Source organism: Rhabdothermincola sediminis, assembly GCF_014805525.1.
Classification (GTDB): domain Bacteria; phylum Actinomycetota; class Acidimicrobiia; order Acidimicrobiales; family Acidimicrobilacustridaceae; genus Rhabdothermincola; species Rhabdothermincola sediminis.
Window position 1 is genome coordinate 124361 of record NZ_JACFSZ010000004.1, and the last position, 20740, is coordinate 145100.

Here is a 20740-nt window from a genome sequence, read left to right on the forward strand (position 1 = left end):
GTGGCGGAGCGGTCGGTAGTCTCCCGGAGGTGACCGGCGAGGAGCGTGTCCTGCCACTGGTGATGGGTGTGCTCAACGTGACCCCCGATTCGTTCAGCGACGGTGGGCGCTGGTGCGATCCGGACTCGGCCATCGCTCGCGGCCTCGAGCTGGTGGCCGAGGGCGCGTCGGTGGTGGACGTCGGTGGGGAGTCCACCCGCCCCGGGGCGAGGCCGGTGGACGCGCCGGAAGAGATCCGCCGGGTGGTCCCGGTGGTCGAGGCGCTGGCGCCCGTGGTGCGGGTCTCGATCGACACCCGCAAGGACGAGGTCGCCAGAGCGGCCGTGCGGGCAGGGGCGACGCTGATCAACGACGTCTCCGCCTCCCTGTGGAGGACCGCCGCCGAGCTGGGCACGGGGTGGGTCGCGATGCACATGCAAGGAAGCCCCGAGACGATGCAGGAGGCCCCCACCTACACCGACGTGGTGGCCGAGGTCGCAACCTTCCTGGAGCAGCGCGCCGCGATGGCGGCGAGGGCAGGCGTGGAGGAGATCTGGCTCGATCCCGGCTTCGGCTTCGGTAAGACCATGGTGCACAACCTCTCGCTGCTCCGGCACCTCGACCGGATCGTCGCCATAGGGTTGCCGGTGCTCGTCGGCCTGTCCCGCAAGGCCACCATCGGCCGCCTGCATGCCGCATCCGACCGGGGCGAGGTGCCGACCGAGTCCACCGCGCCGGTTCCCACCGACGATCGCCTCGAGGGCTCCATCGCCCTCGGCGTGTGGGCGATGACCCAGGGGGCACGGATGATCCGGGCCCATGACGTGCTGGCCGCCGTGCACTCGGCGAAAGTCGTGGCAGCATGAGAGGCGTGGCAACGAAGGGCAAGTGGGCCCAGGGCATCCGCCCTCGGAACTTCCACTGGATCATCAAGGACCGGCTCGCCGTGTGCGAGCGCCCCGGCGGTTACGGCGACAACCACCGGCGGGTGCGTCGGCAGGAGGAGATCATCTGGATCCGCGAGCAGTCCTTCACCACGGTGATCTCGCTGATCCCCGCGCCCCACAACCTGCACAACTACGACGAGCTCGGAGTGGCGTGGCGGCACCGGCCGTTCGCGGCGACCGACGACCCGCACGCGCTGCTCGCCAAGCTCTACCCGGAGCTCGAGGAGCTCATCGGCAGCAGCTCCAAGGTGCTGGTCCACCAGGAAGAGCTCGGTGACCGGGTGTGCGGTCTCGTCGCCGGGTTCCTGTTGTGGAACGGCCTGATCGACACCGGACCACGAGCCATCCAGGTGATTGAGCAGATCACCCAACGCCAGATGGGGCCGGTCGGTCGTGAGCTGGTCACCGTGGCGCTCGACCTCTAGCGTTCCCGCCGTCATGGACATCTCCTCGAACCGCGGCGGTCGCAGTGGCGGGCGGCTGCCCGACACTCACCCGGTGCCGGACCGGATCGAGATCCGCGGGTTGCGAGCCCTTGGCGTGTGCGGGGTGCTCCCGGAGGAGCAGCAGCGCCCGCAACCCCTGGAGGTCGACTTGGTCATCGAGGCCGATCTCGCGGAGGCTGGGACCACCGACGACCTCGTCGACACGATCGACTACGCGGTGACGATCGAAGCGGTCGAGCGCGTGGTGGCGACGGAGCGGTTCCGGCTCCTCGAGCGGCTCGCGACCCGTCTCGCGGAGGTGGTGTTGGTCGACGAGCGAATCTCGGCGGTCGAGGTGGTGGTTCGCAAGCTCCGGCCACCGGTCGCGCACCACGTCGACACCACCGGTGTGCGCATCGTGCGGGGCCGCTGATGCGCGTCTACCTGGGGCTCGGCTCGAACGTCGGTGACCGGTGGGCACACCTGCGGGATGCGGTGCACTCGCTGGAGGGGCTCGGTCCTGTGCGGGTCTCGAACGTCTATGAGACGGATCCGGTGGGTGGCCCTTCCGGTCAAGGTCCCTACCTGAACCTGGTCGTGGAGCTCGACACCGACGCCTCTGCCCGAGAACTGCTCGGGATCTGCCATCGCCTCGAGTCCGCTGCCGGCCGGGTGCGCCACGAGCGGTGGGGTCCGCGCACCCTCGACGTCGACATCCTCTGGATGGAGGCCGGTCCGGTCGACGAGCCCGACCTTCAGGTCCCGCACCCGAGGATGTCCGAGCGACGGTTCGTCATGGCACCGTTGGCCGAGCTGGCGCCCGATCTGGTCCCCCCCGACTGGCAGGACCGGGCCGAGGGTCGGGTCAGCGTGGCTGGTTCGCTCTGGCCGTCCCGCGGTGCTGGCGCCGCTCCAGGATCGCCACGGTGACGGGGTCAGCGACGCGGGTGACGAGCGGGCCCGCCACGGCCAGGATCAGAACGTAGGCGGCGGCGAGCGAACCGAGGTCCGTGGTCAATCCCGCCGACACGGCCAAGCCGGCGATGATGATCGAGAACTCACCGCGGGCGATCAGGGCGGTGCCGGCGCGCACCCGCCCTCGGGTGGCGATGCCCGCCTGCCGAGCGCTCCACCAGCCCGTGTACACCTTCGTCACCGCGGTGACCAATGCCAGCCCGGCGGCCGCAGGGAGCACGGTCACGATCGACGCGGGATCGATCTGGAAGGTGAAGAAGACGAAGAACACGGCAGCGAACACGTCGCGTACCGGCGACAGGATGTTGGCCGCGTTGCGGGCAGCTTCACCTCCGATCGCGATGCCCACGAGGAAGGCTCCCACGCCTGCGGAGATCTCCAGACGGTCGGCCAGCCCCGCGATGAGCAGCGCCAGCCCGAGGATGCTGAAGAGCAGCACCTCGTCGGAGCGGCTGAACAGCACCCTGCTGATCAGGTCGCTGTAGCGGAACGCCACCACGAGGGCGACGGCCACCGCCACCACCGCGATCGCCAGCGAGGCAGTGAGCGATGTCACGGTGCCGCCGATGACCAGCGTGGCGATGAGCGGGAGGTAGATCGCCATGCCGAGATCCTCGATGACCAGGATCGAGAGGATCGTCGGCGTCTCTCGGTTGCCGAGCCGACCCAGATCACCGAGCGTCTTGGCGATCACCGTCGAGGACGAGATGTAGGTCACGCCGCCCAGGAACAGTGCTTCGGTCACCGACCAGCCGAACCACAGCCCTGCGAGCACGCCCGGGACGAAGTTCAAGGCCGCGTCGAGGACACCGGATCGTCCGTGCGCCCGGATGTTCTCGAGGAGCTCGTCACCCGTGTACTCGAGACCGAGGAGCAGAAGCAGCATCACCACCCCGATCTCGGCTCCGACCGCGATGAAATCGTCGACCGCGCTCAGGGAGACGACGCCGCCGTTGCCGATCGCCAGACCAGCGAGGAGGTAGAGGGGAATCGCAGAGATGTCGAGGCGGGTGGCCACCCGTGCCAGGACGGCGACGCCGACGAAGACGGCGCCGAGTTCGAGGAGAACGACCGCGTTGTCCTCGGTCGCTGACGCGAGGAGGGCAGCCGGAGCGGTCACGAGCCGAGCAATCGCGCCGCTTCGGCGAGACCCTCCGCGGTTCCCACGATCACCACGGTGTCGTTCGGCCGGAGCTCGTCATCAGGCCCCGGCGAGGGGATGGCCTCGTCACCACGGATGATGGCGATGATCGAGGCGCCGGTGCGTTGACGCATCTCGGTGGAGCCGATCGTTCGAGGCTCGAAGCCCGGAGCGAGTGGCAGCCAGTCGATGGCCAGACCCTCGACCTCGCTCACGAGCGACGTGAGCTGCTCGTTGATGCGCGAGCCACCGAGCAGTTCGCCGAGCGTGCGACTCTCGTCGACGGAGAGCTCGACCCTCGATCGCACCGCGTCCGGATCGTCCCGGTCGTAGATGATGAGCTCCCGCCGGCCTGAGTGGCGGGTGATGACCCCGACCCGTTGGCCGCCGAGGCACTCGAAGTCGTAGCGGATGCCCACACCGGGCAGGCGGGTCTCGTTGACGTCGGTCATGCTCCATTCTGACCGACCGCTATGGTCCGATCGTGCCCAGCCTCCGCGTCATTGGTCCGGGTCGAGCCGGGGGGAGCCTGCGCGCCGCGCTGGTCGGCGTGGGCTGGCGCGACGTTGGCGCGCTGGGTCGGTCCGACGATCTCTCGGATGCTGCACAGGACGTCGACCTGCTCGTGATCGCGACCCCGGACGCGACCGTGGCCCAGGTGGCCGCCGAGGTCCGGCCGAGTGCCGGCGCGGCCGTGTGCCACCTCGCGGGCTCGCTGGGTCTGGAGGTCCTCGCGCCCCATTCTCGCCGGGCGGCGCTGCACCCGCTGGTGGCGATGCCGAACGCCGAGGTCGGCGCGGCGCGGCTGCGTTCCGGGGCCTGGTTCGCGATCGCTGGCGACCCGATCGTCGAACAGGTCGTGGCCGATCTGGGCGGCCGTTCCTTCCGGGTGGCCGACGAGCACCGCAGCGCCTACCACGCGGCCGCGGTGATCGCGTCGAACCACCTCGTTGCGCTGCTCGGGCAGGCGGAGCGGGTGGCGCGGCTCGCGGGTGTACCGCTCGAGGCGTACCTCGACCTCGTTCGCATCACCGTCGAAAACGTGGCCGAGCTCGGCCCTGCAGCCGCCCTGACCGGCCCCGCGGCGCGAGGCGACTGGGACACCATCCACCGGCACCTGGCGGCGCTCCCCGAGGACGAGCGGGAGACCTACGAAGTGATGGTGAGAGCCGTGCGCCGACTGGTCGACGACCCCGGTGCCGGTGGCTGACCGGTCTCCTCGTTTCAGTCGCTCGGTCACCCTGTGACACGCTTCGCGCGTGGAGGTTCACGAGACCATCGCCTCGATCCGCCAGTCGCTCCTCGAGCAGCACCAGGCCGGGCGCAGCGTCGGGTTCGTGCCGACGATGGGGTACCTGCACGACGGGCACCTGTCACTCATGGCCCGCTCGCGAGCGGAGTGCGACGTGACCGTGGTGAGCATCTTCGTGAACCCACTCCAGTTCGCCCCGAACGAGGATCTGAGCACCTATCCACGTGACCTCGATCGGGATCTCGCCAGCTGCCGGACCATCGGGGTCGACGCGGTGTTCGCACCTGATGTCAACGAGATGTACCCGGAGCAGATGCTCACGTCGGTCTCGGTGGCCGAGCTCGGCTCGACGATGGAGGGTGCTGCCCGCCCGGCGCACTTCACCGGTGTGGCGACGGTGGTCACCAAGCTGTTCAACATCGTCGGGCCGTGCCGCGCCTACTTCGGGGAGAAGGACTACCAGCAGCTCGCCATCGTCCGGAAGATGGCCCGTGACCTGGACCAGCCGGTCACGGTGGTGGGGTGCCCGATCGTGCGTGAACCTGACGGGCTGGCGATGTCGAGCCGCAACGTCTACCTCGATGAGGACGAGCGCGCCGCCGCCCCGGTGCTGCACCGTGCGCTGCAGGCGGGAGCTGCGACCATCCTCGCCGGTGAACGCAGCGCGCCTGCCGTTCGCCATCTGATGGCCGGCATCGTGGAGGCCGAGCCGCTGGCGCAGCTGGACTACGCCGAGGTGGTCGACGCGGCCACCCTGCGACCGGTCGACCCGCTGGCGGGACCGGTGCGCCTGCTCGTGGCCGCCCGGTTTGGCAGGACGCGCCTGTTGGATAATCTTGGGGTCGAGGTCCCCGCCAGGGGGTGAGCCCACGCACGGCGACTGCTTCGCAGCGCCAAGCCAACAGGGAGTCCAGATGCGCAGGCGCATGATGAAGTCGAAGATCCACCGAGCGCGGGTCAGCGACGCCAACCTCCACTACGTCGGGTCCATCACGCTCGACACCGAGCTCATGGCCCTGGCAGACATCCGGGAGTGGGAACAGGTGCAGGTGGTCGACATCGACAACGGCGCCCGGTTCGAGACCTACGCCATCCCCGGTGGGCCTGGTGACGTGTGCCTGAACGGCGCAGCGGCCCGGCTGGTGCAGCCTGGTGACCGGGTCATCATCATCACCTATGCGGATTACGACGAGGTGGAGCTGGAGCACTTCGCCCCGAAGGTCGTGCACGTCGATGCCGCCAACCGGCCGGTCGACGAAGTGACGGCCAAGGCCTTGGCCGCCGGTGAAGGTCCCGGGCCCGTGCGCTACCAGGAGATCCCCGCCGAGCTCGTCTCGCCCTGATCCGTCTCTCGCCTCCCCCGGGACCCACCCATGACGACCGAGCCGCTCGATTTGCTCGTGCTCGGCAGCGGAGTGGCGGGACTCTCCGCCGCGGTCCGCGCCGCGGAGATCCACGGGATGCGCGTGGGTGTGCTCACGAAAGGCGAGCTGCACCAGGCCACCACTCGCTGGGCGCAGGGCGGGGTGGCGGCGGTCCTCCACGACGATCCCGATTCCACCGACCTGCATCTCGCCGACACCCTGGCCGCGGGTGCCGGACTCTGCGATGCCGACGCGGTGAGGGTGCTGGTCGACGAAGGTCCGGGGCGGGTCCACGAGCTGATCGCGCTCGGTGCCATGTTCGACCGGGACGAGCACGGCCGGCTGGAGCTCGCACGTGAGGGCGGTCACAGCCTGCCTCGCGTGGTGCACGCCGGTGGAGCGGCGACGGGTGCCGAGATCGAGCGGGCCTTGGTCGACGCCGTGCACCGCACCGCTGCCGTCCTCCACGAGAACACCTTCGCCCTCGAGTTGCTGGTCGACGGCGGCCGGTGCGTGGGCATCGAGGCCCTCGGCCCCGACGGCGGGCGGTACCAGGTGAGGGCGAGCAACGTACTGCTCGCCACCGGAGGCGCGGGGCAACTGTTCGCCGTCACCACCAATCCGCTCGAGGCGACCGGCGACGGCATCGCCATGGCACTGCGAGCCGGGGTGGCGGTGGCCGACATCGAGTTCGTGCAGTTCCACCCGACGGCGCTGCACCACCCGAGCATGCCGCGCCCGCTCCTGTCGGAGGCGTTGCGCGGGCACGGTGCGGTGCTGCGCGACGCCAACGGCGAGCGCTTCGTCGACGAGCTGTTGCCGCGTGACGAGGTCTCCCGGGCGGAGACGACCCGCATGCTCGAGCAGGGTGTCGATCACCTGTGGCTCGACGCGACCGGCCTCGAGGACTTCGAGCTGCGATTCCCGACCATCGCCGCGGATCTCCGTGCCGCCGGCCTCGATCCGGCCAGGGACTGGTTACCGATCGCCCCGGCCGCGCACTACCTGTGCGGCGGGGTCGTCACCGATCTCGACGGAGCGTCGTCGCTGGGCGGGTTGTGGGCTGCGGGTGAAGTCGCCTGTAGCGGTGTGCACGGTGCGAACCGGCTCGCCAGCAACTCGCTCCTCGAGGGAATGGTGTTCGCGTTCCGGGTGGTCGAGGCGATCGAGCGGGGCAAGCTCGAGGCTGAGGCCACCGGTGCCATGCGGGCGGTGCTCGACGGGGATGGGGCACCTGGGGTGATCCGCGGCCGTCCCGTCGACGAGCCGAGCGTCGACGCGGCCGGTGGAGACGCGACGGAGCTGATCGAACCAGCCGGGGTGGCTCGGCTTCGGGACCGGCTCCAGCGGCGCATGACCGAGCTCGCAGGCGTGATCCGCACCGGCTCGTCCTTGCAGGCGGCGATGAAGGAGGCAACCGCGGCCGCGGCTGCCGTGCCGTGGCCCGCGGGCTCGCCGGCGGCGGCTGAGTTGCGGAACCTCGCCCGCCTCGCGCACGCCATGTCGTTCGCGGCGATGGTCCGTGAGGAGAGCCGGGGGGCTCACACCCGCCAGGACTTCCCCGACCGGGACGACCAGCGGTTCCGCTCGAGGCTCGTCCTCAGGCCGCCGGTGAGCCAGGCTGGTGCAGCATGAGACCCGAGTGCCACCCACCTCGCTTCGCCGTCGCCGATGCCGTGCAGCGCGCGCTCGTCGAGGATCTCACCCCGCTCGGCGACCTCACCTCCTCGCTCCTGCCTGCGGACCTGCGGGCGTCCGCCGCCTTCGTTCCCCGTCGGGACGGTGTCCTCGCGGGCCGCTCGTGCGCGGAGGAGACGTTCCGCCAGGTCGATGCGAGCGTGGAGGTGTCCTGGAGCGCCGACGACGGCGATCAGCTCAGCGCCGGCATGCCGTTCGCGACCGTGGAAGGACGCCTGGCCTCGATCCTGACGGCGGAGCGCACCGCGCTCAACTTCCTCGGTCACCTCTCGGGAATCGCCACCCAGACCCGGCGCTTCGTCGACGCCGTGGCCGCCACCGGCTCGGCCACCAAGGTCTGGGACACTCGCAAGACCACACCCGGGCTACGGGTGCTCGAGAAAGCGGCGGTCCGCGCCGGCGGCGGCGCCAACCATCGAGGCAACCTCTCGGACTGGATCCTCCTCAAGGACAACCACCTCGCCCTGATGGGGGTCAGCGCTGCCGTCCACCAGGCACGCATCCGCTGGCCCGGCCGCACCGTCCACGTCGAGTGCGACCACCTCGAACAGGTCGAGGAGGCGCTGGCCGCCCGGGCCGACGCGCTGCTCCTCGACAACATGACGCCCGAGCAGGTCGCCGAGTGCGTGGTGGCCGCCGACGTGCACGTGGCCCGGCTCGGTGGCCGCCGGCCGCTGCTCGAGGTCTCCGGCGGCATCACCCTCGACACCGTCGCCAGCTACGCCGTGCTCGGAGTCGACTGCATCTCGGTCGGGGGCATCACCAACTCGGCGCCGGTCCTCGACATCGGCCTCGACATCGACCAGATCTGACGGACGAGCTGACGAACGGAAGGAGCTCTCGTGCTGCTCGCCATCGACGCCGGCAACACCCAGACCGTGGTGGGGCTGTACGAACTCGACGACGCGGGCTCGGCAGCAGGCCGCCGCCCGGAGGATGGCCTACTGGATCACTGGCGCATCGCCTCCCTGGCCGACCGCACCTCCGACGAGATGGCGGTGCTGTTGCAGGGGTTCCTCGCGTTCCGTGGTCACGCGCTCGACGACATCGACGGTGTGGTCATCTCGTCGGGTGTGCCACGGATCACCGCCACCCTACGCGACCTGGCCGACGGCTACCTCGACTTCGACCCGGTGGTGATCGAGCCTGGTGTGCGTACGGGCATCGCCATCCAGTACGAGAACCCGAAGGAAGTCGGCGCGGACCGGATCGCCAACGCCGTGGGTGCCTACGACCTCTACGGCGGACCGACGATCATCGCCGACTTCGGCACCGCCACCACCTGCGATGCCGTCTCCGAGAACGGTGAGTACCTCGGCGGCGCCATCGCTCCCGGCATCGAGATCAGCATGGATGCGCTCGTCGGCCGGGCGGCGGCCTTGCGGGCCGTCGAGCTGCGCGAGCCCCGGCACGTGCTGGGCAAGAGCACGGTGGAGTCGATCCAGTCCGGCGCGGTGTACGGCTTCGCGGCGCAGGTGGACGGGCTCTGCGACAGGATCCAGGAGGAGCTCGGGGACTGCACGATCGTGTCGACGGGAGGGCTGGCCGACCTCATCACCCCCCTGTCACGGCGCATCCAGCACGTCGAGCCGTGGCTCACCTTGCACGGCTTGCGTTTGGTGTACGAGAAGAACGCCTAGAGTCGGCGTGGCATGCGCGTCTTCATCACCGGCATGGGTGGTGAGCTCGGTACCGCCGTCGCTCAGCTCGTCGAGGACGACCCCTCGTTCGAAGCCGTAGCCGGGGCCGACCTCTTCCCGCCTCGCCGCCGTCTCGATCGAGCGGAGTTCCATCGCATCGATCCGCGTAACCGGGAGCGGATGTCCGCGGTCATCCGGGCCTTCGCGCCGACGGCCCTGCTACATCTGGGCGTCTACGAGCCCTACTCGCGGAGCAGCCCCCGAGCAGCGGTGGCGCGCACCGCGGCGGGAACGGCGGTGGCACTCGAGGCTGCGCTGGCCGGTGGCCGGCTCGATCGGGTGGTCGTGCGCAGCGGCATCGAGGTGTACGGGCGGCGGCGCGGCGCCCCGCTGCATCCCGACGAGGAGGTGCCACCCGCGCCCACATCGGCCTTCGGGCACACGATGCTGCACGTCGAGCAGGTCAGCCGTGAAGCCGGCAGGCGGGCCGGCGCTGCCGTCACGGTGTTGCGCTTCGCGCCGATCGTGGGACCTCATGTGCCCAGTCCGCTGGGCCGCCTCCTGCGGCTGCCCGCCGTGCCGTTCTCCCCACTCGCCGACCCCGCCTTCTCGGTGGTTCACCAGCACGACGTGGCTGCAGCCTTCGTAGCGGCGATGCGCCAGCCGTTCCAGGGTCCGCTCAACGTGGTCGGCCCCGGCGCGGTCACGGCGTCGCAGGCCGCTCGCCTGGGGGGCCGGGCCCCGGTGCCGGTCGTCGGCTCGGGTTGGCAGGTCGCTCGCGCCCTGGCTCGGCTGGCGGGCGCACCGGTGCCGGACCACGTGCAGGAGCTGCTGGTGCGGGGCCGCACCGCCGATGCCAGCCGGGTCACCGAGGTGCTCGGCATCCGGATGCTCCACCACACGCCCGATGTGGTGCGGCAGCTCTACGCGTGGGAGCCCATCGACTACCTGCGCTCCACGGCGGCCTGATGGAGGAGCTGCTCATCCCCGCGCCATTGGCCGAGATCGACCCGGATCGGCAGGACCTGTCCTACCCGGCGCTCGTCTCCCGCCGGTTCGCCGGCACCTTCCCGGTCGATGAGTGGGGCTTCGATCGTGACCTGGCCCTGCTCCTCGCGCCGTTCGCGAACCTGCTGCCGCGACCTCGAGTGCTGGACGCGGCTCGGGTGCCCGAGGTTGGTCCGGCACTCGTCATCACCGATCGATGGGTGGCGCCACCATGGCGGATGGTGCTCGCGGCCCTGCTGGCGGGCGCGACGGGTCGCCCGGTGCGGTTCGCCGGTGTACCGGACGTGGCGCCGTTCGGCCCGCTCCTTCGCCGTCTCGGAGGCGTGCCGGGGAACCTCCACGATCTGAGGAGCCTGCTGCGCTCGGGGGAGGTCGTGGTCAGCTCGTGCGGGTTCGATCCTCGCCGGCCGTTCGGCGTCGGTCGTCCACCGGAAGCCGTGCTGGCGGTGGCGATGTCGATGGGGGCACCGGTGGTACCCGCCGGTGTGGCGAGCTGCCTCCCGGGCCAGCTCAGCGAGGTCACGCTGCGCGAACCCGTGCGCACGGAGGGCGCGTCAGCGCCGGGCACGGTGGAGCAGCTCGTGGTGCGCCTGGCCGAGCGCTGGGGAGCGTTGTCCGCCTGACGCTCATATCCGCTCGTTCTGGCAGGTCGAACGCGTGCTTCAGCACGCGTTCGACCTGCCAGAACGGAAGGGTCGGTCGAGGTCGGGTCGCCGCATATCGATGTCGAAGGTGACGGTCGTGTCGCTGAACGGTGTTCGTGGCTCGCTACCATCGGTTCCATGCCGTTCGCACACGTGCCGGATGGGACCCGCATCCACTACGAGGTGTTCGGGGATCCCCGGGGCGAGCCCCTCGTGATGATCCAGGGCCTGGGCGCCGACCGGCGGGGCTGGATCCGCCAGCGCCGGGCCTTCGGCTCCCGGTTCCGGTGCGTCGTGCTCGACAACAGGGGAGTGGGCCGATCCGACAAGCCGACCGGTCCCTACGACCTCGAGGTGATGGCCGCCGACGTGGTGGCCGTGCTCGACGCACTCGGCCTCGACACCGTGCACGTGATGGGCGTGTCGATGGGCGGTGTGCTCGCGCAGATCGTGGGAGTCCGCCATGCCGAACGCGTCCGCTCGCTGGTGCTCGCCTGCACCGCCTGCCGGCATCTGCCCTGGCGGCGCGAACTGCTGGCGGAATGGGCCTCCATCGCTACGGTCCGGGGGATGCGCGCCCTCGTCGACGAGGCCGGCGAGTGGCTCATCGGGCCCCGCTCGAGGCATCGCTTCCGGCCCCTGGTCGGCATGATCGGCCCGCTGGCCCTGCAGGTGGCGCCAGAGAGCTTCGTGGCCCAGATCGAAGCCATCCTCGCCCTCGACGACGACGTGCGCTTCGAGCTGGGAGCCGTGCAGGTACCGACCCTGGCGCTCGTCGGCAGCCAGGATATCCTCACCCCGGTCGCTGACAGCGAGGAGATCTGCTCGCTGGTGCCCGGCGCCGAGTTATCCGTGATCGGCGGTGCCGCTCACGGCTTCAACTTCGAGAACGCGGGGGCGTTCAACCGGGCCGCGCTCGACTTCCTCCAGCGCTCCGTGGCTCGGGTCGGATCCGCCTGATCGGGCGCGATCCCCCGGTCCGAGTCCGCTGCCGCAACGTGGAGTGGCCCGGCACCGAGGTGCCGGGCCACGTTGGCGCACTGACCGACCAGGTCAGCGACTGATCCAGATCCCCGTGATGTAGGGCTTGGGCATGAAGTTGCCCCAGGGCAGCACCCGGAACCAGTTGAGGCCGCTGATGTTCTTCTCGGCGATCAGCGCGTACGGGGTGTCGAAGAGCCACACGTCGATGACCTGCTCGTTGCGATCACGAGAGAGCTTCTGGTAGGCCTCGCGGCGATTGGTGCGATCGGTCTCGACCCGGCCGTACCGCAGGGCGTTCTCGGTGACGTCGCTGTAGTACTGGCTGAAGTTGATGATGATCCCGCCCTTGGCGGTCTCCTGGGCCCAGAACACGTACTGGGAGTCCGGATCGGGGTACCCGTAGTTGCGGAACATCGCCGCTTGGAAGTCGCCCTGGGTGAGCTTGACGATGTAGGCGGTCTGCTCGATCGTTTCGAGCTGGGCCTCGATGCCGACCTGGCGCCACATCTCCTGCAGCTCCTGCATCAGGGTCAGCTCCTCGACCGGTGGCAGCCCGATGAGCTTGAAGCGCAAAGCGGGTTGACCGGTCTGGGCCTTGTACGCCTCGATCTCCTCCCGGGCCTTCTGCGGGTCGTAGGCCGGATATCCCGTCTCGTCCGGGGGTACACCGCCCCACCGGGAGGTCTCACTGAACGGCGAGGTGTCCGACCTGACGTCCTCACCGGAAGAGACCTGATCGACGATCTTCGCCCGGTCGGTGGCATAGGCCAGGGCCCGGCGGGCATGCACGTTGTCGAACGGTGGCTTGCTCGTGCTGAGCATCACGAAGGTCTTCTCGGAGTTGTAGTCCTTCACCACCTGGAAGCGGTCCTTCATCGTCGAAGCGTCGACCGCACGGGTGCTCATGATCATGTTCACGTCACCCGAGGCCAGCGCGTTGGCTCGCTGCTGGGGGTCGACGATCGGGCGGAACTCCATGGCATCCAGGTAGGGGCCGTTGCGCTGCCCCAGGGGCACGCCCACCTCGGCGCACAGCTTCTTGACCGAGTCCTCGGGGCTCGGGAGCGCGCACGGCCCACCCCAGTACTCGTCGAAGGCCCGAACCTTCACGCTGTCGTCCTGCTTCCAGCTCTCGAAGCGGAACGCGCCGGTGCCCACGGGCGAGCTCTGCCCCTTGTCGGGCTTGGCCAGCATGGACGGCGCCATCACGAAGCCGACCGGACCGGCCAGGACGTTGAGGAACGCGGACCACGGCTCGGTGGTGACCACCCGGAAGGTGTAGGTGTCGATCACGTCGACGGACTGCACCATGGGACCGAGGGCCACGCTGGAGAGGCCGTCCCGGATCGCGAGGAGGATGCCGTCGACCACGGCCTTTGCGGTCATCTCCGTGCCGTCGTGGAACTTGATGCCCTGGCGGATCTTGACCGTCCAGCGGGTCAGGACCTCGTTGATGTCACCGCTCTCGGAGAGGTCATTGGCCGACGCGCTCTCCGCCAGCCACGGCACGATGTTCTGGTCGGCGTCGTAGACGAAGAGCGGCTCGAGGAACGAAGAGCCGACGAACTCGCCGGCATCGGCCCACTGCGCGAGGGCTGGGTTCCAGCCATTGGTCTCCGCGGTGACCGCGAAGATCACCTTGCCACCTTGTTGAGGCTGGCCTTCCTGGGTGATGCCGGCCTCGACGGCAGGGGTGGTCGATACCGTGTCCGAGGCGTTCTTCTTGTCGCCCCCACAGGCCGCTGCCAGCAACAGCAGTGCCACGAGGACGGCGGCCACCGGCTGGCCCCGTCGTCGCGTTTGGAGGTCGTTGCCCACCATGTGCCCTCCCATCCCGGGTCGCCCACCGATCGTCCCTCGGTGGCCCGGCCCTCGTTCGAGCGGCCCCAGGCCGCTCCCCGTCATCCTCTACGTCGGCCGCCGGGGGCCGAAGTTGAAGGTCATCGCGTCAACTTGCATCCACCTGTCATGACCTCAGCCAGATCGCAGGCCACCACGGCTTGCCGTCCTGGCGGGCGAATCCCAGCCGTTGGGGCGCAGAGAGGCCCCCGACGTTCGCCCTGGCTGCCAGGCCCCAGTCGTTGTGGTACAGCCACACGAAGGCCACCTCGTCGTTGATGGCCCGAACGGCTTGTTTGATCTCGGCAGTGCGCTGGTCGGGGTCGGCGGTGGCGCGGGCGGTGTCCAGGGCTCGGTCGACGGCGCTGCTCCGCAGCCCACCGAAGTTGATGCCACCGGACGGATCGGCGTAGCTCGAGTGCCAGAAGATGTAGTTGGAGTCGGGGTTGACGTACGCGAAGTTCCGGAACATCGCAGCCTGGAACTGTCCGCCGAACACCTGAGCGAGGAAAGCTCCCTGCTCCAGGACCTCGATCGAGACCTGCATCCCGAGGGCCGTCCACTGCGCTTGCAGCAGCTCGGCTTCGGTCTTCTGCTGGTTGGAGCTCGGGGTGGTGATCGTGAACGCGAGCGGCTGGCCCGTCTGCTCGGTGTAGGTGGCGATCTCCTCGCGGGCACGCTCGAGGTCGTAGCTCGGGTAGCCCGAATCCTCGAGGTGGTAGCGCTCGTCCTCCGTGTAGGGCTGGTCCGCGTCCTTCTGGATCCCTCCACCGACAGCGTCGTTGATCGCTTGGCGGTTGGTGGCGTGGGCGAGGGCCTTGCGGGCGTGGATGTTGTCGAAGGGTGGTTTGGCGAGGTTGAGCATGGCGAAGGTCTCTTCGGCGGCGAAGTCCTCCACCTGCACGATCCCGGAGGTGGATCGGAACTTCTTCACCGATTCCGGATCCTGAGTGAGGATCAGGTCGACGTCGCCGGCTTCCAGCGCCGCCGCACGGCTGGTCTGGTCGACGATGGCCCGGAACTCGATGCCGTCCAGATGGGCCTTCGGGCCCCAGTAGGCCTCGTTCCGGGTGACCCGGATCGGATCACCCGGCCGCCACGGACCGGCTTGCTTGAACGGCCCGGTGCCGATGGCCACGGTCGAGTCGTTGGCCTCGATCGCGGCCGGAGCGGCCATGTACCCGCCTTGGGCGGCGACCGTGTAGTCGTAGCCGAACCAGGGGGTGCTCATCCGCACCTCGACCGTGAGGGGGTCGACCACCACGACCTCGCGGATCGGTTTGAGGGCGGTCCCGGTGATGGGAACCGCGCGGCGGGCGTCGATGTTCATCTTCACCGCGGCCGCGTCGAACGGCGAGCCGTCGTGGAAGACGACGTTGGGCCGCAGCATGATGGTCCACACGGTGCCGTCGTCGTTCGGCGTCATGGACTCGGCGAGGTGCGGTACCAGGTTGCGCTCCTCATCGAAGGTCATGAGGGTGTCGTAGATCGACGACGCGATGAGGTTGCCTTCCAGTGACCACCGGGCGGTGATCGGAAGCAGGCCGTCGGGTTCGGCGCCCACGGCCACTTTCAGCGTGCCACCGGGGGTGGGTGGACCCTCCTCCACGGGGGCTGCCTGGTTGACGGTCCCCGCCGGTCCTTCCCCTTCGTCTCCGGAGCCACCACACGCGGTGGTGAGCAGCAGCAAGGCCGCCAGCACGGCGAGCAGGTGCGCGAACGGCCTCACCGAGGGATGTCGCGAGTCGGTCATCTCGGCCCCTTCCCCCCAAGATCTGATAGCTCGTCAGATTGGGACCGACTCTAGTCCGATCGACCCGCCCAGTCCGGGCAGGTCCGGGCCGCTAGCTCGCGATGGCTGCCACGGAGTCCAACAGGTGCCGCGCGGCGGCACCCAGCGCCTCGGCCGATTCGCTGGCACCGAACGGTTCGAGCGCCCCCAGGGCCGACTCCACGTACCGGCGGGCCGTGCCCAGCGCACCGTCGACCGCGCCGTTCGATCGGACGAGCTCCCGCGCCGTCGCCAGGTCGGACTCCGACAGTGGCTGGCCGAGCAGCTGGCCGAGCCGGCGGGCGGCGCCACCCCCCTCGGCGAGGGTGCGGATGACCGGCAGGGTGTAGACGCCCTCGAGCAGGTCGTGGCCTGCGGGCTTGCCGAGCTCCTCGTCCGTGGCGACCACGTCGAGCACGTCGTCGACGATCTGGAAGGCCATGCCGAAGTCCCGACCGAAGCTGGTCAGGTGCTCGACGTCGTCGCGGGGCAGGCCGGCCACCAGTCCGCCGACCCGGCAGGCGGTCGCGAGCAGCGAGGCGGTCTTGCCCTCGATGGACGCGAGGTAGGCCGACTCGGTGCGCGCGGCGTCGAAGGTGTGCTGGAGCTCGAGCACCTGGCCCTCGCACAGCCTGCCGATCGTCGACGCCAACAGTCCGGCTACCTCCGTGCCCAACGATGCGGCGATCTCCGAGGCCTTGGCGAGCAGGTAGTCGCCGGCCAGGATCGCCTTGAGGTTCCCCCACCGGGCGTTCACGCTCTCGACCGTCCGTCGGGTGGTGGCGTCGTCCATCACGTCGTCGTGGTACAGCGAGCCCAGGTGCACCAGCTCCACCGACACCGCTCCGAGGATCACCTCCGGCGCCGCGGGTTCGAGCTGCGTACCCCGGATGCCGGCGGCGGTCACGGTGAACGCTGGCCGGACCCGCTTCCCTCCAGCCCGGATGAGGTGGCTGGCGACCTCGGTGAGGAACGGGTCCTCGGAACGCACGGACGCGACCAGCTCCTCCTCGACTCGGGCCAGATCGGCCTGCAGGACGGGTAGGCGGAGGAGCGGGCTCGGTGTCGCCACGACTCGACGATAGGCCCGCCACTGGCCGATCCCGAAACCCGCGTGGTCGCGGATCCCGAAGCTGGTCCGGGCGGCGATCGGTGCACCCTCCAGGAGCTCGGGCGCCCCGTGCGATCCCGGGGCAGCTGGTTACACTTGATCCACAGTTCCCTCTCCAGGGAGGCACTCCCTTTGTTCGAACGATTCACCGATCGGGCCCGCCGAGTCGTCGTCTTGGCACAGGAGGAGGCGCGCCTGCTCAACCACAACTACATCGGCACCGAGCACATCCTGCTCGGCCTGATCCACGAGGGCGAAGGGGTCGCCGCGAAGGCCCTCGAGTCCCTCGGCATCTCGCTCGAGGCCGTGCGCAGCCAGGTCGAGGAGATCATCGGTCAGGGGGGTTCCTCGCCGAGCGGACACATCCCCTTCACGCCCCGGGCCAAGAAGGTCCTCGAGCTGTCGTTGCGCGAGGCGCTGCAGCTCGGCCACAACTACATCGGCACCGAGCACATCCTCCTCGGCCTCATCCGCGAGGGTGAAGGGGTGGCGGCCCAGGTGCTGGTGAAGCTGGGTGCCGACCTCTCCCGCGTGCGCCAGCAGGTGATCCAGCTCCTGTCCGGGTATGCGGGTCCGGGCGGCCAGGAGAAGGCCGGCGCCACCACCGGCGGCAGCGGCGAGCAGACCCCCTCCGGCTCGCTGGTGCTCGACCAGTTCGGCCGTAACCTCACGCAGCTGGCCCGGGAGAAGAAGCTCGACCCGGTGATCGGCCGTGAGCGTGAGACCGAGCGGGTGATGCAGGTCCTGTCGCGCCGGACCAAGAACAACCCGGTGCTCATCGGTGAGCCAGGCGTCGGCAAGACGGCGATCGTCGAGGGCCTCGCCCAGGCGATCGCGGCCGACAACGTCCCGGAGACCCTGCACAACAAGCAGCTCTACACCCTCGACCTGGGGGCGCTCGTGGCCGGGTCCCGCTACCGCGGCGACTTCGAGGAGCGCCTGAAGAAGGTCCTGAAGGAGATCAAGACCCGCGGCGACATCATCCTGTTCATCGACGAGCTGCACACCCTCGTCGGCGCGGGCGCGGCCGAGGGTGCCATCGACGCGGCGTCGATCCTCAAGCCGATGCTGGCCCGCGGCGAGCTGCAGACGATCGGTGCCACCACGCTCGACGAGTACCGCAAGCACCTCGAGAAGGACGCGGCGCTCGAGCGTCGGTTCCAGCCGATCAAGGTCGAGGAGCCTTCGGTCGCCCACACCATCGAGATCCTCAAGGGGCTGCGCGATCGTTACGAGGCGCACCACCGGGTCACGATCACCGACCAGGCGCTCGTGGCCTCCGCGAACCTCGCCGATCGCTACATCTCGGATCGTCACCTGCCCGACAAGGCCATCGACCTGATCGACGAGGCCGGCTCGCGCCTGCGCATCAAGCGCATGGAGACCCCGCCGGACTTCAAGGAGCTGGAGAACCAGATCGCGCAGGTCGTGCAGCAGAAGAAGGAGGCCGTCGAAGCGCAACGCTTCGAGGAGGCCGGACGGCTGCGCGACAAGGAGAAGGAGTTGCTACAGCTCAAGGAAGCCAAAGAGCGCGAGATGAAGGAGAAGGGCATCGACCTGTTCGACGAGGTCGACGAGGAGTCGATCGCCGAGGTCCTCTCGATCTGGACGGGCATCCCGGTCTACAAGCTCACCGAGGAGGAGACCGCCAAGCTCTTGCGCATGGAGGACGAGCTGCACAAGCGGGTCATCGGCCAGGAGGACGCCATCAAGGCTGTCAGCCAGGCGATCCGGCGCACCCGTGCCGGCCTGAAGGACCCGAAGCGGCCGTCGGGCTCGTTCATCTTCCTCGGCCCGTCAGGCGTCGGGAAGACCGAGCTCGCCAAGACGCTCGCCGAGTTCCTCTTCGGCGACGAGGACTCGCTGATCCAGCTCGACATGTCCGAGTACATGGAGAAGCACACGGTCAGCCGGCTGGTCGGGTCGCCACCGGGCTACGTCGGCTACGAGGAGGGTGGCCAGCTCACCGAGGCCGTGCGGCGCAAGCCGTTCTCGGTGGTGCTGTTCGATGAGATCGAGAAGGCCCATCCCGACGTGTTCAACACGCTGCTGCAGATCCTCGAGGAGGGTCGTCTCACCGACTCGCAGGGTCGGTCGGTCGACTTCCGCAACACCGTGCTGATCATGACCTCGAACCTGGGTACGCAAGATCTCCGCAAGGCGAGCCTGGGCTTCTCCCGGGCCGACGAGGCAATCAGCTACGAGAAGATGAAGGAGAAGGTCAACGACGCGCTGAAGCAGCACTTCCGCCCGGAGTTCCTGAACCGCATCGACGACACGATCGTCTTCCACGAGCTGAGCAAGGCCGAGGTGACCCAGATCGTCGACCTGATGATCCGGCGGGTGCAGACCCAGCTCGAAGGCCAGGGGCTCGGGCTGGAGCTCACCCCTGCCGCCAAGGCGCTGCTGGCCGACAAGGGCTATGACCCGACGCTCGGGGCTCGCCCGCTCCGTCGCGCCATCCAGCGCATGGTGGAGGACCCGCTCTCCGAACGGCTGCTCTGGAAGGAGTTCCGCGCCGGTGAGACCATCATCGTCGACGCGGAGCCCGACCCCGAGACCGGCGAGCACGTCATCACGTTCCGCTCGGTCGAGGGTCTTGAGCCACCGCCGGTCGAGCTGGCGGAGGCCGGGCCCACGGAGTGACCCGACGGAGCGAAAATGAGCCGATCGGCCGAGTGACCTCGGGCTGATCAGTCGTTACGTTGATCACATCCTGTCCGATCCACCCCCGCCCGGGTCACCGGGCGGGGGTGAGGTCGTTTTCGGGGGCGTCGAGGGCCGGGCTAGCGTCTGGCGCCATGTCATCCCGCCCGGGGCTGGTGCACGCCGCGGTGCTGGCCCTCGTGGTGGCCCTCACCGGCTGCCGGATGCAGGTCGCCGTGGACATCGCCGTCGACGACGCTGGGAGTGGCACGGTCACAGTGGGGATCGGGCTGGATGACGACGCGCTGGCCCGGGTGGGTGACCTCCGGCGGCAACTCCGGGTCGATGACCTGCAGCACACGGGCTGGGAGATCTCGGAGCCACAGGAGGAACCCGACGGTCTGACCTGGGTCCGTGCCCGCAAGGCCTTCGATGATCCGGCGGGGGCGACCGCGGTGCTCTCGGAGCTGACGGGCCCGGATGGGGCGTTCCGCGGCTTCACGGTGGGCGAGGAAGCGGGGGTCCTGGGCACGACCTACCGGGTCGAGGGAACCGTGGATCTCACCGCGGGGCCCGAGGCCTTCAGCGACGCGGAGCTCGCGGCCGCGCTCGGGGGTGACCCGTACGGGGGGACGCTGGCGGCGATCGAGCGGGAGGAGGGCCAGCGGGTGGCCGACATGGTCGAGTTCCGGGTCAACGTGGCGCTGCCCAACGCCAGCACCAAGTCCTACGTCGCCAGCTTCGACGACGAGCACCCGACGTCGATCGACGCGTCGTCCACGGTGAACAGCAAGGCAGCGGTGCTGCTCGTCTGGACGCTGGTGGCTGCGGCGGGTCTGGTGGCGTTGGTCGCGCTGCGCCGCGCGTTCGGCCGGGTGCGCGCCTGACGCTCCCCGGCTCGGTGGCGCGCGGGGCTTCAGCCCTCGATGGAGCGGCGGAGCGCTTCGAGATCGAGCGCCCACCCGAAGCTGACCCGCGGCAGGCTGCCGTCGTCGTACTCCCACCCCCCGTGCCAGAACCGCACGACGCTGGCCGAACCCTCGGGGTCCGGCTCGACCCGGATCGCGATCTGGGTGCCCGTCCATTCCTCAGGCCCGTCGAGCACGTCGAAGTGGACCAACTCTGGTGCGTCGAGCGTGTCGATCCGCAGGTGCAGGGGTCGGTCGCCTTTGCATCGCAGATCGCCGCCTTCTCGCACCTCACCGGTGATCGAGCCTCCCCACCAGCGGCCCAGCTCGGTGGTATCGGTGAGGGCCCGGAAGACCCGCTCGGGGGGCGCGGCGATGGTCAGCTCGTGGACGATCGAGTGCATGGCC

At 69.5% G+C, this 20740-nt stretch carries 21 protein-coding genes; 15 read left to right on the top strand and 6 right to left on the bottom strand.

What is annotated here, in order from left to right:
- The first annotated feature begins 29 nt into the window (after positions 1–29).
- The 4 genes from folP to folK are packed head-to-tail and all read left to right on the top strand — an operon-like array spanning position 30 to position 2281.
- Entirely contained in the window at positions 30–845 is an 816-nt protein-coding gene (gene folP, locus HZF19_RS04660; protein ID WP_208027588.1) for a dihydropteroate synthase, read from the top strand.
- 5 nt (positions 846–850) lie between these two features.
- Positions 851–1351, top strand: coding sequence for a hypothetical protein (locus HZF19_RS04665; RefSeq protein WP_235979344.1), 501 nt, complete (start codon positions 851–853; stop codon positions 1349–1351).
- Positions 1352–1364: 13 nt separating this feature from the next.
- Entirely contained in the window at positions 1365–1784 is a 420-nt protein-coding gene (gene folB, locus HZF19_RS04670) for a dihydroneopterin aldolase (protein WP_208027590.1), read from the top strand.
- Positions 1784–2281 carry a 2-amino-4-hydroxy-6-hydroxymethyldihydropteridine diphosphokinase gene (gene folK, locus HZF19_RS04675; protein WP_208027591.1) on the top strand — a complete coding sequence of 166 codons (498 nt, stop codon included), beginning with the start codon at positions 1784–1786 and terminating at the stop codon, positions 2279–2281. The genes folB and folK overlap by 1 nt, the downstream gene beginning before the upstream one ends.
- Here folK and HZF19_RS04680 read toward each other — a convergent pair.
- Together HZF19_RS04680 and HZF19_RS04685 are read right to left on the bottom strand one after the other, a co-directional pair.
- On the bottom strand, positions 2217–3446 hold the full coding sequence (locus HZF19_RS04680; RefSeq protein ID WP_208027592.1) for a cation:proton antiporter: 1230 nt from the start codon (positions 3444–3446) through the stop codon (positions 2217–2219). The two genes, folK and HZF19_RS04680, sit on opposite strands and share 65 nt — an antisense overlap.
- A complete protein-coding gene (locus HZF19_RS04685) occupies positions 3443–3919 on the bottom strand; it encodes a cation:proton antiporter regulatory subunit (protein WP_208027593.1) in 477 nt (158 codons plus the stop codon). The genes HZF19_RS04680 and HZF19_RS04685 overlap by 4 nt, the downstream gene beginning before the upstream one ends.
- 32 nt (positions 3920–3951) lie before the next feature.
- Here HZF19_RS04685 and HZF19_RS04690 point away from each other — a divergent pair, with 32 nt between their 5' ends.
- The 9 genes from HZF19_RS04690 to HZF19_RS04730 all read left to right on the top strand — a co-directional run bounded on the left by HZF19_RS04690 (position 3952) and on the right by HZF19_RS04730 (position 12033).
- A complete protein-coding gene (locus HZF19_RS04690) occupies positions 3952–4677 on the top strand; it encodes a Rossmann-like and DUF2520 domain-containing protein (RefSeq protein WP_208027594.1) in 726 nt (241 codons plus the stop codon).
- Positions 4678–4726: 49 nt separating this feature from the next.
- Positions 4727–5584 carry a pantoate--beta-alanine ligase gene (gene panC / locus HZF19_RS04695; protein ID WP_208027595.1) on the top strand — a complete coding sequence of 286 codons (858 nt, stop codon included), beginning with the start codon at positions 4727–4729 and terminating at the stop codon, positions 5582–5584.
- 49 nt (positions 5585–5633) lie between these two features.
- Positions 5634–6062: an aspartate 1-decarboxylase gene (panD, locus tag HZF19_RS04700; RefSeq protein WP_208027596.1), complete on the top strand. Its 429-nt coding sequence runs from the start codon at positions 5634–5636 to the stop codon at positions 6060–6062.
- A gap of 30 nt (positions 6063–6092) precedes the next feature.
- Positions 6093–7718 carry an L-aspartate oxidase gene (gene nadB, locus HZF19_RS04705; RefSeq protein WP_208027597.1) on the top strand — a complete coding sequence of 542 codons (1626 nt, stop codon included), beginning with the start codon at positions 6093–6095 and terminating at the stop codon, positions 7716–7718.
- A complete protein-coding gene (nadC, locus tag HZF19_RS04710) occupies positions 7715–8593 on the top strand; it encodes a carboxylating nicotinate-nucleotide diphosphorylase (RefSeq protein WP_208027598.1) in 879 nt (292 codons plus the stop codon). The genes nadB and nadC overlap by 4 nt, the downstream gene beginning before the upstream one ends.
- 30 nt (positions 8594–8623) lie before the next feature.
- Positions 8624–9421, top strand: coding sequence for a type III pantothenate kinase (locus HZF19_RS04715; RefSeq protein WP_208027599.1), 798 nt, complete (start codon positions 8624–8626; stop codon positions 9419–9421).
- A 12-nt stretch (positions 9422–9433) separates the two neighbouring features.
- The gene (locus HZF19_RS04720; RefSeq protein ID WP_208027600.1) at positions 9434–10390 is read left to right on the top strand and encodes an NAD-dependent epimerase/dehydratase family protein; all 957 of its coding nucleotides are present in this window, start codon (positions 9434–9436) and stop codon (positions 10388–10390) included.
- Positions 10390–11052 (top strand): lysophospholipid acyltransferase family protein, encoded by a 663-nt coding sequence (locus tag HZF19_RS04725; RefSeq protein WP_208027601.1) that lies wholly within the window; start codon positions 10390–10392, stop codon positions 11050–11052. The genes HZF19_RS04720 and HZF19_RS04725 overlap by 1 nt, the downstream gene beginning before the upstream one ends.
- Positions 11053–11211: 159 nt before the next feature.
- On the top strand, positions 11212–12033 hold the full coding sequence (locus tag HZF19_RS04730; RefSeq protein ID WP_208027602.1) for an alpha/beta fold hydrolase: 822 nt from the start codon (positions 11212–11214) through the stop codon (positions 12031–12033).
- A 93-nt stretch (positions 12034–12126) separates the two neighbouring features.
- On the opposite strand, the gene HZF19_RS04735 is transcribed toward HZF19_RS04730, so the two are convergent.
- The 3 genes from HZF19_RS04735 to HZF19_RS04745 form a co-directional block, all read right to left on the bottom strand.
- Complete coding sequence (locus HZF19_RS04735; RefSeq protein ID WP_208027603.1) at positions 12127–13836, bottom strand: ABC transporter substrate-binding protein; 1710 nt, start codon at positions 13834–13836, stop codon at positions 12127–12129.
- A gap of 187 nt (positions 13837–14023) precedes the next feature.
- Positions 14024–15649 carry an ABC transporter substrate-binding protein gene (locus HZF19_RS04740; protein ID WP_208027604.1) on the bottom strand — a complete coding sequence of 542 codons (1626 nt, stop codon included), beginning with the start codon at positions 15647–15649 and terminating at the stop codon, positions 14024–14026.
- Positions 15650–15740: 91 nt separating this feature from the next.
- On the bottom strand, positions 15741–16739 hold the full coding sequence (locus HZF19_RS04745) for a polyprenyl synthetase family protein (protein WP_208027605.1): 999 nt from the start codon (positions 16737–16739) through the stop codon (positions 15741–15743).
- A 171-nt stretch (positions 16740–16910) separates the two neighbouring features.
- Between HZF19_RS04745 and HZF19_RS04750 the strand changes: the two genes are divergently transcribed.
- Positions 16911–19424, top strand: coding sequence for an ATP-dependent Clp protease ATP-binding subunit (locus tag HZF19_RS04750; RefSeq protein WP_208027606.1), 2514 nt, complete (start codon positions 16911–16913; stop codon positions 19422–19424).
- A 155-nt stretch (positions 19425–19579) separates the two neighbouring features.
- Entirely contained in the window at positions 19580–20311 is a 732-nt protein-coding gene (locus tag HZF19_RS04755; protein WP_208027607.1) for a hypothetical protein, read from the top strand.
- A gap of 29 nt (positions 20312–20340) precedes the next feature.
- On the opposite strand, the gene HZF19_RS04760 is transcribed toward HZF19_RS04755, so the two are convergent.
- On the bottom strand, positions 20341–20736 hold the full coding sequence (locus HZF19_RS04760) for an SRPBCC family protein (RefSeq protein WP_208027608.1): 396 nt from the start codon (positions 20734–20736) through the stop codon (positions 20341–20343).
- Positions 20737–20740: the final 4 nt, after the last annotated feature.

What these genes read in the sequence shown, in the direction of transcription:
- HZF19_RS04685 (WP_208027593.1), bottom strand. Translation starts at nt 3,919, where the DNA reads ATGACCGACGTCAACGAGACCCGCCTGCCCGGTGTGGGCATCCGCTAC.
- HZF19_RS04760 (WP_208027608.1), bottom strand. Translation starts at nt 20,736, where the DNA reads ATGCACTCGATCGTCCACGAGCTGACCATCGCCGCGCCCCCCGAGCGG.
- HZF19_RS04725 (WP_208027601.1), top strand. Translation starts at nt 10,390, where the DNA reads ATGGAGGAGCTGCTCATCCCCGCGCCATTGGCCGAGATCGACCCGGAT.
- nadB (WP_208027597.1), top strand. Translation starts at nt 6,093, where the DNA reads ATGACGACCGAGCCGCTCGATTTGCTCGTGCTCGGCAGCGGAGTGGCG.
- folK (WP_208027591.1), top strand. Translation starts at nt 1,784, where the DNA reads ATGCGCGTCTACCTGGGGCTCGGCTCGAACGTCGGTGACCGGTGGGCA.
- nadC (WP_208027598.1), top strand. Translation starts at nt 7,715, where the DNA reads ATGAGACCCGAGTGCCACCCACCTCGCTTCGCCGTCGCCGATGCCGTG.
- panD (WP_208027596.1), top strand. Translation starts at nt 5,634, where the DNA reads ATGCGCAGGCGCATGATGAAGTCGAAGATCCACCGAGCGCGGGTCAGC.
- HZF19_RS04740 (WP_208027604.1), bottom strand. Translation starts at nt 15,649, where the DNA reads ATGACCGACTCGCGACATCCCTCGGTGAGGCCGTTCGCGCACCTGCTC.
- folB (WP_208027590.1), top strand. Translation starts at nt 1,365, where the DNA reads ATGGACATCTCCTCGAACCGCGGCGGTCGCAGTGGCGGGCGGCTGCCC.
- HZF19_RS04720 (WP_208027600.1), top strand. Translation starts at nt 9,434, where the DNA reads ATGCGCGTCTTCATCACCGGCATGGGTGGTGAGCTCGGTACCGCCGTC.
- HZF19_RS04730 (WP_208027602.1), top strand. Translation starts at nt 11,212, where the DNA reads ATGCCGTTCGCACACGTGCCGGATGGGACCCGCATCCACTACGAGGTG.
- HZF19_RS04755 (WP_208027607.1), top strand. Translation starts at nt 19,580, where the DNA reads ATGTCATCCCGCCCGGGGCTGGTGCACGCCGCGGTGCTGGCCCTCGTG.